Source organism: Pedobacter vanadiisoli, from assembly GCF_042684385.1.
In the GTDB taxonomy this organism is placed as follows: domain Bacteria; phylum Bacteroidota; class Bacteroidia; order Sphingobacteriales; family Sphingobacteriaceae; genus Pedobacter; species Pedobacter vanadiisoli.
The window spans coordinates 34130-47438 of the sequence record NZ_JBHULL010000003.1 but is presented as its reverse complement, the minus strand read 5'-3'; the positions used below and the strand labels follow the sequence as shown (position 1 = coordinate 47438).

At 38.1% G+C, this 13309-nt stretch carries 16 protein-coding genes; 6 read left to right on the top strand and 10 right to left on the bottom strand.

Annotation, left to right across the window (positions count from 1 at the left end):
* Window positions 1-62 precede the first annotated feature (62 nt).
* The 5 genes from ACFSR6_RS01400 to ACFSR6_RS01380 all read left to right on the top strand — a co-directional run bounded on the left by ACFSR6_RS01400 (window position 63) and on the right by ACFSR6_RS01380 (window position 4350).
* On the top strand, window positions 63-644 hold the full coding sequence (locus ACFSR6_RS01400; protein WP_379073987.1) for a nucleotide exchange factor GrpE: 582 nt from the start codon (window positions 63-65) through the stop codon (window positions 642-644).
* A gap of 151 nt (window positions 645-795) precedes the next feature.
* Window positions 796-1953: a molecular chaperone DnaJ gene (gene dnaJ, locus ACFSR6_RS01395; RefSeq protein WP_379073985.1), complete on the top strand. Its 1158-nt coding sequence runs from the start codon at window positions 796-798 to the stop codon at window positions 1951-1953.
* A 199-nt stretch (window positions 1954-2152) separates the two neighbouring features.
* Window positions 2153-2449: a hypothetical protein gene (locus ACFSR6_RS01390; protein ID WP_379073983.1), complete on the top strand. Its 297-nt coding sequence runs from the start codon at window positions 2153-2155 to the stop codon at window positions 2447-2449.
* Window positions 2450-2483: 34 nt separating this feature from the next.
* A complete protein-coding gene (locus tag ACFSR6_RS01385; RefSeq protein WP_379073981.1) occupies window positions 2484-3200 on the top strand; it encodes a DUF72 domain-containing protein in 717 nt (238 codons plus the stop codon).
* A gap of 235 nt (window positions 3201-3435) precedes the next feature.
* A complete protein-coding gene (locus ACFSR6_RS01380) occupies window positions 3436-4350 on the top strand; it encodes a Ppx/GppA phosphatase family protein (protein ID WP_379073980.1) in 915 nt (304 codons plus the stop codon).
* Window positions 4351-4408: 58 nt separating this feature from the next.
* Here ACFSR6_RS01380 and ACFSR6_RS01375 read toward each other — a convergent pair whose 3' ends face one another.
* The 10 genes from ACFSR6_RS01375 to ACFSR6_RS01330 form a co-directional block, all read right to left on the bottom strand.
* A complete protein-coding gene (locus ACFSR6_RS01375) occupies window positions 4409-5083 on the bottom strand; it encodes a hypothetical protein (protein ID WP_379073978.1) in 675 nt (224 codons plus the stop codon).
* 52 nt (window positions 5084-5135) lie between these two features.
* Window positions 5136-5702, bottom strand: coding sequence for a Maf family protein (locus ACFSR6_RS01370; RefSeq protein ID WP_379073976.1), 567 nt, complete (start codon window positions 5700-5702; stop codon window positions 5136-5138).
* A gap of 69 nt (window positions 5703-5771) precedes the next feature.
* Window positions 5772-6161, bottom strand: coding sequence for a hypothetical protein (locus tag ACFSR6_RS01365; protein ID WP_379073974.1), 390 nt, complete (start codon window positions 6159-6161; stop codon window positions 5772-5774).
* A 101-nt stretch (window positions 6162-6262) separates the two neighbouring features.
* On the bottom strand, window positions 6263-7093 hold the full coding sequence (locus ACFSR6_RS01360) for a universal stress protein (protein WP_379073972.1): 831 nt from the start codon (window positions 7091-7093) through the stop codon (window positions 6263-6265).
* A 294-nt stretch (window positions 7094-7387) separates the two neighbouring features.
* Window positions 7388-7915 (bottom strand): KdsC family phosphatase, encoded by a 528-nt coding sequence (locus ACFSR6_RS01355; protein WP_379073971.1) that lies wholly within the window; start codon window positions 7913-7915, stop codon window positions 7388-7390.
* Between the two features lie 78 nt (window positions 7916-7993).
* Window positions 7994-8236, bottom strand: coding sequence for a Fe-S cluster assembly protein IscX (gene iscX / locus ACFSR6_RS01350; RefSeq protein WP_183763159.1), 243 nt, complete (start codon window positions 8234-8236; stop codon window positions 7994-7996).
* Between the two features lie 91 nt (window positions 8237-8327).
* On the bottom strand, window positions 8328-8660 hold the full coding sequence (locus ACFSR6_RS01345) for a 2Fe-2S iron-sulfur cluster-binding protein (protein WP_379073969.1): 333 nt from the start codon (window positions 8658-8660) through the stop codon (window positions 8328-8330).
* Between the two features lie 40 nt (window positions 8661-8700).
* Entirely contained in the window at window positions 8701-9465 is a 765-nt protein-coding gene (locus ACFSR6_RS01340; protein WP_379073967.1) for a Rossmann-like and DUF2520 domain-containing protein, read from the bottom strand.
* A 4-nt stretch (window positions 9466-9469) separates the two neighbouring features.
* Complete coding sequence (locus tag ACFSR6_RS01335; RefSeq protein WP_379073965.1) at window positions 9470-11935, bottom strand: heme lyase CcmF/NrfE family subunit; 2466 nt, start codon at window positions 11933-11935, stop codon at window positions 9470-9472.
* A 4-nt stretch (window positions 11936-11939) separates the two neighbouring features.
* Window positions 11940-12374, bottom strand: coding sequence for a cytochrome c maturation protein CcmE domain-containing protein (locus ACFSR6_RS01330; protein WP_379073963.1), 435 nt, complete (start codon window positions 12372-12374; stop codon window positions 11940-11942).
* 240 nt (window positions 12375-12614) lie between these two features.
* On the opposite strand from ACFSR6_RS01330, the gene ACFSR6_RS01325 reads away from it, so the two are divergent.
* Window positions 12615-13295, top strand: a complete 681-nt coding sequence (locus tag ACFSR6_RS01325) for a hypothetical protein (protein ID WP_379073962.1) — start codon at window positions 12615-12617, stop codon at window positions 13293-13295.
* Window positions 13296-13309: the final 14 nt, after the last annotated feature.

Here is a 13309-nt window from a genome sequence, read left to right as displayed (position 1 = left end):
GGCTGATTTACGTTTATGGCAAAATAGTTGAGATTAACACAAAAAAAATTCAGCCTAGTATTATGTTTAATAAGAAGAAAAATAACGATAAAGAAGAAAATATAATGAATACTGAAAATACATCAGAAAATACTGCTGAGAATGCAGAGAATACTGATGCTTCTGCGAATGAAACTGAGCAGGCTCCGGAATTATCTGCTGAAGAAAAATTACAGGCAGAAGTTCAACAGCTTAACGATAAATATTTGCGTTTATATGCTGAATTTGATAATTATAAACGCCGCACTCAAAAAGAGCGTGTAGAATTATTACAAACTGCAGGTAAAGACGTAATTGTATCTCTTTTACCTGTTTTAGATGATTTTGACCGTGCACTAAAAGCAATGGAAACAGCTGCAGATGTGGCCCCGGTTAAAGAGGGCATATTATTGGTAAGCCATAAGTTAAAAAATACTTTGGCACAAAAAGGTCTTAAAGATGTAGAAAGCATCAACCAGCCTTTTAATACCGATTTCCACGAGGCTATTACTAATATCCCTGCTCCTACCGAAGAGCTTAAAGGAAAAGTAATTGACGAAGTTGAAAAAGGTTATACTTTAAATGATAATGTGATCCGCTTCGCTAAAGTAGTAGTGGGTGCTTAAAAGAATTGAAAAGCAGGAATGTTAAAAGTTGAAATGTTTTAAACTGCAATTTCAACAACTGTTCCAGTCGATAAAATAGTAAATAGAATGTTTGTTTGGTACTGATCGTTAAACGTTTCAACCTTCAAACATTTTAACGTTTATAAAGGAAATGAGTAAAAGAGATTATTACGACGTACTAGGCGTAACCAAAAGCGCATCCACTGACGAGATAAAGAAAGCCTATCGCAAGATGGCAATTAAATATCACCCGGATAAAAATCCCGGCGATAAAGCTGCTGAAGATAAATTTAAGGAAGCTGCCGAAGCTTATGAAGTTTTAAGTAGTCCGGAGAAAAAACAGCGTTACGATCAGTTTGGCCATGCCGGTGTAGGCAGCAGTGCTTCAGGTGGCTATGGCGGTAGCATGAACATGGATGATATCTTCAGTAATTTTGGGGATATTTTTGGTGGCCATAACCCATTCGAAAGCTTTTTTGGTGGCGGTGGTGGCCAGCAACGTGGTGGCCGCCGGGTAGCTAAAGGTTCTAACCTGCGTATTAAGGTTAAATTAACGCTGGAAGAAATTGCCCATGGTGCCGAAAAGAAAATCAAGGTTAATAAACTTATTGTGTGTAAAACCTGTGATGGTTCTGGTGCAAAAGATAAATCATCGGTAAGTACCTGCGGAACCTGTGGTGGTAGCGGCCAGGTGAGAAGGGTAACCAATACCATTTTAGGCCAGATGCAAACTGCATCTACCTGCCCTACCTGTAACGGAAGCGGTCAGCAAATTACCTCTAAATGTAATGTGTGCCACGGAGATGGCGTAGTACGTGGCGAAGAAACCATTACCATTAACATTCCTGCCGGTGTAAGCGAAGGCATGCAATTGAGCATGAGTGGTAAAGGAAATGCAGCTCCAAATGGTGGTATTCCGGGCGATTTGATTATTTTAATTGAAGAGATCCCACACGAAACCTTAAAACGCGAAGGCAACAATATTGTTTACGACTTACATTTAAGCTTTGTAGATGCTGCTTTAGGAATGAGCATTGAAGTACCTACAATTGATGGTAAAGCCAAAATTAAAATCGATCCGGGTACCCAAAGCGGGAAATTATTGCGTTTAAAAGGCAAAGGTTTACCAGAAGTAAACTCTTACCACAGAGGAGATGAGATTATCCATATCAATATCTGGACACCAAAAGCTTTAAGCAGTGAGGAGCGCAGTGCTTTGGAAAAATTACGCGAATCTCCAAACTTTAAACCTCAGCCTGGTAAAAATGACAAGAGTTTCTTCGAAAGAATGAAAGAATATTTCGAGTAATTAATTTCCATATAAACAAAAAACCGATGCCGCAAGCATCGGTTTTTTTTGTTTTATAGCCTAAATCATCATCCTAAGGGTTAATGATTTCCCAAAAATATTTGGAGTAATAGTCCTTTCGGGATAGTTATTTCAATTTTAGCTCCATTTCAGCAATTTATGGGTTACCATACCCCCAAAAAGGTATTAAAATAAAAGTATGAGCAAATTCACTAGTGGTTTAAAAAAACGTCCAGTCTCATGGTCAATATTTACTTTTTATCTTGTAGGCTGGCTCGTACCGCTTTTAATCGAGGTATTTTTTACACCTATACCTCAACATGATTCTACAAAAGGTCATCATTCGCCATTTGGTATTTTTTTAATGCTTTCTATCTTTTATTTATTATTTACCTTAACACTGGGTTTCATAGGTAAGAATAACAACATTTATTTAAAACGCTCAGGCTATATTGGTTTTTCACTAATCATTTTTATAGCTATTTACAACGGTTAATAAACCTTTCTACGCTATATCTTGTTCTCTATAAATGAAATGGAGAATTGGTTGTTCCGGATTTTACTACCGCGATTGGAAAGAAGTATTTTACCCGAAAGGTGTGGCCCAAAAAGACTGGTTTAAATATTATTGCAGGCATTTCAATACCATAGAAATCAATTCTACCTTTTATAAAATGCCTACCCAAAAATCCTTTAACAAATGGTATGACGAAAGTCCGGATGATTTTCTGTTTACCATTAAAGCGCCACGCTTAATTAGCCATTACAAGCAGCTAAATGATTGTAAACAACTCATCAGCGATTTTTATGAAGCCATTCAGTTGGGTTTAAAAGAAAAATTAGGCTGCGTACTATTCCAGTTTCCACCTAAATTTGATTACAACGAACAGAGATTAAAGTTATTGATTAATCAGTTAAATCCCGGATTAAAAAACACAGTGGAATTCAGGCATTTAAGTTGGTTTAACGAAGAAATTCATAAAGAACTAGCTAAAAACAAGATCACTTTCAGTGGGGAAAGCTATCCTTCGGAGCTACCCGATACCGTCATCCAAAACACCGGTACAGTTTACTACCGTTTTCATGGCAAACCTGTGTTATACAAATCGGAATATGATATAAGTGTACTTAAAGACTTTAAAAATCAGATCAAAGATAATGCAAGTGAAGTTTTTGTATACTTTAACAATACTTGGGGTGTTGCTGCATTACACAATGCCAAACAACTGCAGGGTTTAACAAAATAGGCTCCATATAGCAGTGCCACATGGTAATACCTGACACCACAATAACCACAGGAATTTTTCTGGGCTATTCATTTGTTGCCAAAAGCTACCTACCTGAAAAAATAAACCTGATAGGAATGATATTTCGCTGAACTAACTTTAATTTAGCACCAACATTAACGAAATTAAGTGGATAGCAGGACTGCAATTTGCCAAGAAATACTGCTTCTGCTTTCCAGAAAATATAGAACAAAATATGCGCGTTGCTGTCATCGATCTCGGAACCAATACTTTTCACCTGCTTATTGCAGAAACGGTAGGAAAAGATTTAAAAATCCTCTACAAAACCAATGTCGCTGTTAAACTGGGCGAGGGAAGAATTAACGATAATATTATTATTCCGGCTGCATTTGAAAGAGGGGTATCCTGCCTTAAAACCTTTTATGATACTATTTTGGAGTATAAAATCGATCGCATAAGGGCAACTGCAACTTCAGCAGTTAGAAGTGCCGAAAACGGCAACGATTTTGTGAAAGCTGTTAAGGAGGCAACAGGAATCAGCATCGAAACAATTAGCGGCGATGAAGAAGCTGAACTGATTTATCAGGGCGTAAAATTGAGTGGTGCCATACAAGAGCTATCTTTAATTATGGATATTGGTGGTGGCAGTGTAGAATTTATTCTTTGTGATACTGAAAAACTGATCTGGAAAAAAAGTTACAACATTGGTGCAGCCCGGTTAATGCAGCAATTCTTTAAATCAGATCCCCTTTCTGACGAAGATAAACAGGCCATTCTTTTTCACATTCAAAAGCAATTAACAGATCTTTTCGAAACCTGCGAAAAATATGAGCCGCAGATTTTAATTGGCTCAGCCGGGGCATTCGAAACCTTTGCCGAATTGGTTACCAGAAAGCATAACCAAAATATAGCTATTGAGCAGATAAAAACTTATCCGTTCAACTATGATGATTATATTGATATAGCAGTAAAGCTGATTAACTCTACCCATCAGCAACGCGTAGAAATGCCAGGCATTATTCCTTTGCGGGTAGATATGATCGTAATTGCCACCTTAATTACCAATTATGTTTTAGGCAGGTGTAAAATAAACCGGCTTACGCTTTCTACTTACGATTTAAAAATGGGTGTTTTGGCCAGCCAGATATAAAAAATGATCCATACAAAATGTACAGATCATTAAGAGAGTGAAAGCGTAATTTATGGTTTTATTTTTTTGAAGTGATCATGATCTTGCCCATAATCATAGACTCGGCCTTTTTTAATTTGATATCATTCTGTTTCGCTTTTGAAAAGTTGAGGATCAAAAGACCTGTATATTGAGCACTTTCAACCACCAGCTGGTTTTTACTGATATCAAACTTTTTATCCAAAAGAATTTCGTAACGACCATTTTTATCCGTCAAGGCAGCATATTGGGTATCTGAAATGGATAACCTTATGCCAGCAGCCGGCTTATGATCAGCACCAATAACATAACCGTATATTTTTTGGGGTACATCCGGTTTTTTATCGTCGGTTTTGTTGTAGATAGTTTTAGCGAATTCAACCGGTGTGTTGATCTTTTCGGCGCTGGCATCCATTACAAAAATGCTCATGCCTATGGCCAAAACACCAAGGTATTTCATCCAGTTCCTGTTGGTGGTTGGTACAATCGATAGGTGAAGGTTAAGTTGATTTAATTGGCTTTGGCTTAAGCGGCCGCATACCGAAGTGCCTGAATTGGCCAGTACCTGGATGATTTCGGCATTGGTATAACCCGAAAAATCGATTACATTTTTACTGCAGGCTTTACAGAAATTAAAACCTACTCCTTTTTCCATTTCATCCCAGTTCTGTAAACAGGGTTCGGCTATGCTGATCTCGTTAAATGGGGCTTTCATCTTGCTAATTTTGTTAGATGATGAAAGTTTTAACAGAATTCCACAAAAAAGTTTAAATAAATTTTAATAATTCATTATAGAGCTTTTCGGTAGGCAGGCCCATTACATTGGTATATGAACCTTCAATACGCTCTACCACAACAATACCCCACCAATCCTGTATGCCATAACTTCCGGCTTTATCAAAAGGTTGATAATTATCGATGTAAAAATCAATTTCCTCGCTTGTCACTGCTTTACATAAAACTTCAGTACGATCATAAAAGGAATGAACTTTATCCCCTTTAACAATCGTTACACCAGTAAAAACCTCGTGTTTACTTCCTGAGAGTTTTTTTAACATTTCCTGTGCATGCCTGCGGTCAGTTGGTTTGCCTAAAATCTCACCGTTTAAAGCCACAATGGTATCAGCGGTGATTACAATTTTGCCATCACCGGTAAAAGCTTTTGCTTTTTTTTCCGAAATATAAACAGCAATTTCTGCAGGGCTTAAACCATCAGGATAACTTTCATCCACATCTTTTAATTCGACCTTAAAATTTAAGCCCATAAGGGTTAAAAGTTCTTGTCGGCGGGGCGATTTAGAGGCTAAAATGATAGGAGGAAAATTTATACTCATGTTTTAATTTTCCGCTAAAATAAGAAAAGCGACCTAAAGCCGCTTTCCTTATCTGATATTTTTCAAAGATTAATTATTTCCGCCACCTTGTCTGCGTTTTTCCATTTCGGCACGCATTTCTTTCTGCCAGGTTTCGTAAGCTTTTTTCTGATCGTCTGTCAGCACTGCAGTAACTTTTGCATCGTTATCAGCACGCATTTTTTGCATTTTTTCCCTCATTGCATCCCTGTCTCCGCCACCTTGCATTTCTTCGCGCATTTTTTTCATGGTTTCTGCCTGTTCAGTAAAAACAGCAGTTAATTTTGTTTTTTGCTCATCAGATAACTTTAACTTTTCATCTAACTGTTTTACTCGTTCTTCAGGCTTCATCATCATTCTTCCCTGTCCACCACCTTGCTGCGCGTTTGCGAAACCAGCTATTCCTAGCATCAATCCGCAGATCATCATTAATTTTTTCATGTTGTTTTTGTTGTTTTTGGTTCAAATTGAGCAAGTTTGAGTGCAAAAGCAAACAAAAGTTTAAATAGGTAATGTAACTTAGCTGTTGCAGATTAGATATATTAATCTTTCAGCAATAACACTGGTACATGCGATTTAATCGTTAATTTTTGGGAAACACTTTCATGAAGCAGGCTTTCGAAAAAACTGTACTTTTTAGGCAATGCGATAATCAGCTGTGCTTCTTCGGCTTTGGCAAACTTCACAATGCCTTTAATGGTATCGGGATGATTGGAGTAGTGATAAGCCGGAGAAAAATCTTTAAGCATTTGCTGTAAAACCTGTTCTTCCTGAACATCGATCAATTGACCGGAATTGATGTTGAGCACCAAAAGTTCTAAGGCATGTTTACTTAAGATATTTTTAAGCGCATGCATGGGTATTACCTCTTTAACCTTTTTAAAATCGCAGGCCAGAATCGCTTTACGTATTGATTGATAATCGGCCTTTGGTGGAACTACTAAAACCGGAACTGGGCTTGATTTAGAAATTTTGATTGCATTAGAGCCGATGTCGCTTTCATCTTTAGCTTTTTTACCATTGCTGCCAATAATGATGAGGTCTATTTCTTCCCGGTTTACACGGTCAATTACGGATCTTAAAATGGTATCGCGGGTTAAACTAACTTCTACTTCTGCCTGTGGATTGATTTCCAGCAATTTGGTTTTTAGTTTTTCCAAGGCAGCCAGCCTGTTCGAAATTTCGTCGGCAATGCGATCGTCGGTAGTGATTAGCATATCTGGTGTTGGCAGAATGCTCTCATATTCGGAAACGTAATAAGCGTTAAGTAAAATTATTTTAGCATTGGCCATGGCAAAACTAAGCCTGGCAGCGTATTTGGCTGCGTGATCTGCTGTTTTAGAAAAATCGACAGGTACAAGGTATGTGCTCATATAATTAAAAATTAATGTTTTTATAAAAGATAAATTAATCAATCGATTGATTAATTTATAAATGTAAATTTCGGATATAATCTAATGGATTGCAAATTTTGGAGGTGGAGATTTATAACGGGAACGTCATTCTCGCAGGAAAAGCGGGGTTAAATATCCCTTGACTACGCTCAGGAAGGCAATAGCCTGTAGACAGTTAACCGATTTAAACAATTAACCAATTAACCAAATAAAACCGTTTGCAATTTGCAGTACTGATGAACTATTGAACAAATGACCAATGAACCAATGCCCTTATACTCCCGAATCCGAAGCATTAGGATTTTCATCCTGCCATCTGCCCTGCACTTTCATAACTTTTTCGATGATATCCCTCACTGCAGTTTTACCACCTTTATAAGGGGATATAAATTTAGAAATGGCCTTAATTTCTTCTACTGCATCAGCCGGGCAAGTTGGAAGCCCAACCAGTTTCATCACTTTGAGATCAGGGATATCGTCGCCCATATAGAGCACTTCTCCTGCAGTTAAGCTTTTATCCTGAAGATATTGATTAAAAATGGCCACTTTATCTCCGGTGCCGAGAAAAACATCGGTTATGCCAAGGTTAAAAAACCGCTTACCCATCGCAATACCATCGCCACCAGAAATGATGCAGATATGGTAACCCCGCTTAACTGCCAGTTGCATGGCATACCCATCTTTGATGTTGAAGGTACGTAATGACTGGCCACTATCAGTAACCTGAACGGTTCCATCGGTAAGCACGCCGTCTACATCAAAAATGAAAGTGGTAATTTCTTTAAGTTTTTGGAGAAACATTTTTAGTTGGGACTTTGGGGCCTGGAGTTGAGAGTTGAATGGAGCCTTTAAACTCCAAACTCTTTACTCCAAACTTAATTACTGATTATCTCTCCACTCGTATACCCAGGCCGATTGAATTTGCTCTAAATGGCCTTCATTGCTTTCTTCACGTGTTCCTTTAAAATTAGGCAATTCTAAAACCCATTCTAAAAGTTCGGTAAAACGAATACGGTAAATTTTGGTTTCTGTAAAATCATCACCAAATTTCTCATATAAAGACATGGCAATATCTTCATAATCGTTCCAGTAAAAAGGTAAGGCAAATTTATCGTTGTTCATGTTTTGTTTGTTGTAAAGTTTGAAATGTTTAATCGGTTAATTGTTAAATTGATAGCCGACTCAGGACTGAAGACTCCGAACCCAAGACTACCTAGTGTCCCATAAAGCCAGACTGATCCGGAATGGTCACTTCGATATCACCGTTAATTACCACACACTGGCAGCCTAAACGCGAAGTAATTTTCGGACGTACTGCCCTATCGATAAAATCCTCCTCTTTATCCGAAATCTCTTCAATATGATCCATCCCTTTGGTTACATACACATGGCAGGTACTGCAACCGCAAACTCCACCGCAGTTGTGCTGTAACTCTATCCCGTTATCAAGACAAACATCTAAAACAGATTCACCAGCAGCAATAGGTAATTCTACCGGTTCGTGATCTGCTTCTTCAAAATTTATTTTTAGTTTAAAAATGCTCATAATTATTTTGCAAAAGTAATAAGCAAAAGCCGTAAAAATGCTATTTCTGCATTAATTTTATGCTATTGCTTAGTATTTGATAAATTTCCTGCAACGCGGGCATGTCTTTTAACATGCTTAGATGCTTATTTATAGTCGTTTCGTCGGCCCTTACTGCTGGCCCTGTTTGTACATTTTCAGGCAGGTTAGTCATTACCTTATCGGCAGTTTCGGCTATTAACGGCCTGATGATTTCAAAATCCAGATCATTTTGCTGCAGTACCCGGTTGGCCAATGCATACAAATGATTAGGGAAATTACTGGCAAAAACAGCAGCCAGGTGCAAAACTTTTCTTTTTTCGCCATTCAGCACATAAACCTGTCCGCTTAATTTAGATGCCAGTTGGTGTAAAATTTCCAATTGGGTAGCATCAGTAGCTTCAATACAAAGCGGAATACGGTCAAAATCAACGTCTTTTGATTTAGAAAAGGTTTGTAAAGGATAAAAAACACCCGAATCTTTAACCTGATCCGATAGCACTTTAATATCGGTTGTACCCGAAGTGTGCACCACCAGGCCGCTTACGCCTTTCAGTGCTTCAGCAATACTTCCAATGGCATCATCTTTTATCGAAATGATATATAAATCGGCATCGGTTTTAACTGCATTTAAATCACTTACAGCTTCAGCGGCAATACCATCGGCCAGTAATTTCGCATGAACAAGGTTGGGGCTGTAAACCTGTATCACATTTTCGCCTTTGGCTTTTAAAGCTTTTGCTAAATGTGTAGCAACGTTGCCCGATCCTAATAAAACGATTTTCATGTACCTATCCGATCCTCGCTTCTTTCCTTCTTCTAAAAATAGACAGTAAGAAGCCAATCACCATTACAATGGTGCCCGCCCAGTATAAATTGATGTAAGGAAATTCGATTGCTTTGAAAACCACCCAGTCTTTAGCTTGCTGTGGTTTTTCAAAAATCTGCAACTCTACTTTTCTCTCGTCGGGTAAAACCCTCGAGAAACGGAATTTCAGATCCAGCTCATCTACCTTACGCGCAAAATCAAAAGTATTGTTTCCTTTAATCAGGAAAATTGGTTCAGTGTTGTAAATTTTTCCTGCTGCGTTAATTTCTAAAGGTAAACCCACAGCATAATCGCCTTGTGCCAATGCTAAATCTTTAGCGGTAGGTTTCCGGTTTAAATCTTTAACTGTAACCACTCCGCTTGAAGTATGGATGGTATCGCCTGCCGAAACCTTAACAATACGCGGAGCTTTGTAATTTTCATCATCCGAATGCCCTTCGTGACCCTCGTGGGCAGATTGTTTAACAGCAGCACTTGTAATGTGCGTGTACACATCATAAGTTAAATAATGCTTGGTATCAGGAGAGGCAATTAGGCCCATTTTCTCATTATCCTGGGTGTGAGGATGCAAATTAAAATCTTCTTTAACCTTACCTTCTTTATCTATAACTTTAAAGTTAAGCGTGTAAAAAGTATTTGGAGCCTGAGTAGTATCGCTTACATACGTTACAGTATACTTGCCCATTTGTTTAGGCTCGTTTTTGTAAAGCATAATGTTTTCGCCGGGCTTCTCCGTTTTTTCGAAATCTTTAACCGGTATAAACCTGTTGGCATTTATTGAAATCGGCTTATTGGTAGCTGCTGATATTAATGCTCCTAGAATTAAGAGTGCAAAACCGATGTGTGCAATTGCCGAACCTGCCAGCTTTGCCTTTCCTCCAAATGCCTGGTATAAAACTGTCGCATTTGAAAGTATTGCAAATATACAACTGAATGTGATCAGGATGTACATCGTGTTGGTGTAAACATCTGCTATATACACCAAACCTGCTGTTAAAACCACAGAGAAAATAACTACAGAAACTAAACTGCTGTAGAATTTACGCGGATCAGTTCTTTTGTATTTTAAATATTGCGAAAAACCTGAAATCAGGGTAATCAGCACCGCAAAAGGAGCCTGCCATTGGTTATAATATTTTACCGCATCAATGGGTGGTGTGAAATTGGTGCCAAAAGCTTTGTTAAATACCGGAACCGAAGTAGAGAAAATCACTTGAATACAGGCAACAGTTACCACTAAAGCGCCAATAAACATCCAGAACTCGCGCGAATAGGTTTCTTCATCTTTAGTAGTAATCGGCAGTTCTTTCCATCTTACGACAATGAGTACAATTGCTAAAACAGCGAATACCACATTGTATAGGATCAGGTGACCAAACATCCCCATATCGGTAAATGAGTGAACTGATGTATCGCCCAAAATTCCGCTCCGGGTTAAAAATGATGCATAGAGCACCAATAGAAAGCTGAAAAATACCAACGCTATCGCTGTAAAATAGGCATGGCCAGTGTTTTTATAGGCAATCATTACGTGTACTGCCCCGATTAAGGTTAACCACGGGATTAAAGAAGCATTTTCTACCGGATCCCAGGCCCAGAAACCACCAAAGTTCAATGCCTCATAAGCCCAGAAAGAGCCCATAATAATACCGGTACCTAAAACCATCACCGCAAAAAGCGTCCATGGCATGGCAGGTTTAATCCACTCTTTATATCTTTTTTGCCAAAGGGCTGCAATTCCATAAGCGAAAGGCACTACCATACTGGCAAAACCTAAAAACAAGGTTGGTGGGTGAATCACCATCCAATAATTTTGCAGTAGCGGGTTTAAACCCCTTCCATCAGTAATAAATTTAAGGTAATCTTTAAAGTTTTCAGGGTTAGCAAAAACCACAGGCGCCATTGCCTTTAAATCAACTGCATCTCTAAGCAGGATAAAAGGAGAACTACCAATACGCTCACCAAAAATTTCTACCCCCAACATCATCGAGGTTAAAAATACCTGGGAAAAAGCCACAACTGTCATTACAGGACGCTCCCAGGTTTTGGCTGTCCAGATGAGCAGTATACCTAAAAACGATTGCCAGAATGCCCATAGCCAGAAACTTCCCTCTTGTCCTTCCCAAAAGGCCGATACAATATAATAAATTGGAAGTTGCTTTGATGAGTGAAAATAAACGTAGTTATACTCGTTATAATGTCCTAAAACTAAATAGAAAAGTGTAACGCCAATGCCTATAACGCTAGCCCAGTTAATCAGGAATCCAATTCTTCCGAGATTACGCCAGGATTTGTCTTCTAAATTTTTCTCGCGACTGGCATAAAAGTATGCAATGGTTGAAAGTAATGATGCACTAAATGCCAGTACAATAAAAAACTGCCCGATTTTACCTGGTAACAGGTGTTCGCCTACAAATTGAATATCCATTAAATTAGTTGTATTTTTTCTCGCCGTATTTCCCTACGGTGTCTACCTTACCATCTTTATTTACCTCTACCAGGTTATCGTTATATTTAGATGGGCATTTCATTAAAATTTTTGATGCGTAGAATTTGTCCTTATCCATTTTACCGATAAGCACCAGTTTTTCTGATTTTTCAAAATCCTGTGGTTTGGTACCCGCGTAAATGACCTCTCTCACCTCTCCTTTTTCATCTTTCATGTGGAATGAAAAATGGTTAGCATCTTTTACGGCATCGTAGTAAGTACCCATTGATTTTACCCAATAGCCCATCACGTGCTCTTCTTTTGCAGAAAGGGTTGCCTGTTTAAAATTAGAGTAGGTGTCAGTATTTGCATTTAAGCTAAATAAAATGCCTACGGAAATGGCGATGGTAATTAATCCAATGATTGCACTTTTCTTCATGGTTATACTTCTTGTAAAAGCTGGCAACAAAGATAGAAAAATCGGCTTAGCAAGCATTCTTTTACATTTTTCTTGTCTTTATATTGACAATTACCTGATTTTTGGAAGGAAATATTATCTGTCGGTCTTAAGTAATTTTGCTTTATCTGTTTGTTCTGACAAAATTTGCTCACCTAAATGATTAATTTTGGCCGTTAGATAACCGTTAACCTGTCAGTAAAAACCTAAATCCTAATTAATATGCGCCTCAGGCATTTTTATAATTTTTTATTCTTTGCTATCCTGATACCCTTTTTAAGTTCTTGCTTTGAAGTAATTGAGGAAATTTCGATGAAAAATGATGGCACTGGCGATGTGGTGCTTACCATAAACCTGAGCCAAAGTAAAACCAAAATAGCTTCGGTAATGCTGTTAGACAGCGTACAAGGCTACAAAGTGCCCAGTAAACAAAAGATACAGCAAGAACTGAACGAAGCTGTAGCTTACTTAAGGAAGTCGGAAGGAATTACCAATGTAAAAAGTACTGCCGATTTTAACAATTTTATTGCCACCATCAGTTTTACCTTTAAAGATGTTTCCAATATCAATAACATTACCAAAAACATTCTTGCCCAGCAAAAAATTAAGGCCACCAATACTTCCTCGTATACTTATAACAAAGCCACCAAAACCTTTAGCCGAAAATATCAGGCAATAAGTACCGCAAAAACAGAATTCAATAAATTAAAAGCAAAAGACAAGGCAGTTTTTAACGGGGCAACCTACACCAGCATCTATCGTTTCGAATCTCCTGTAACAAGTACCACCAACCCTGCATCAAACATATCAAAATCAAAGAAAGCCGTCATGTTAAAAAGCAACATCATGGACTTAATCAATGGAAAAATTAACGTATCTAACTCTATACAACTATCTAAATAAAATCCATTCTACGT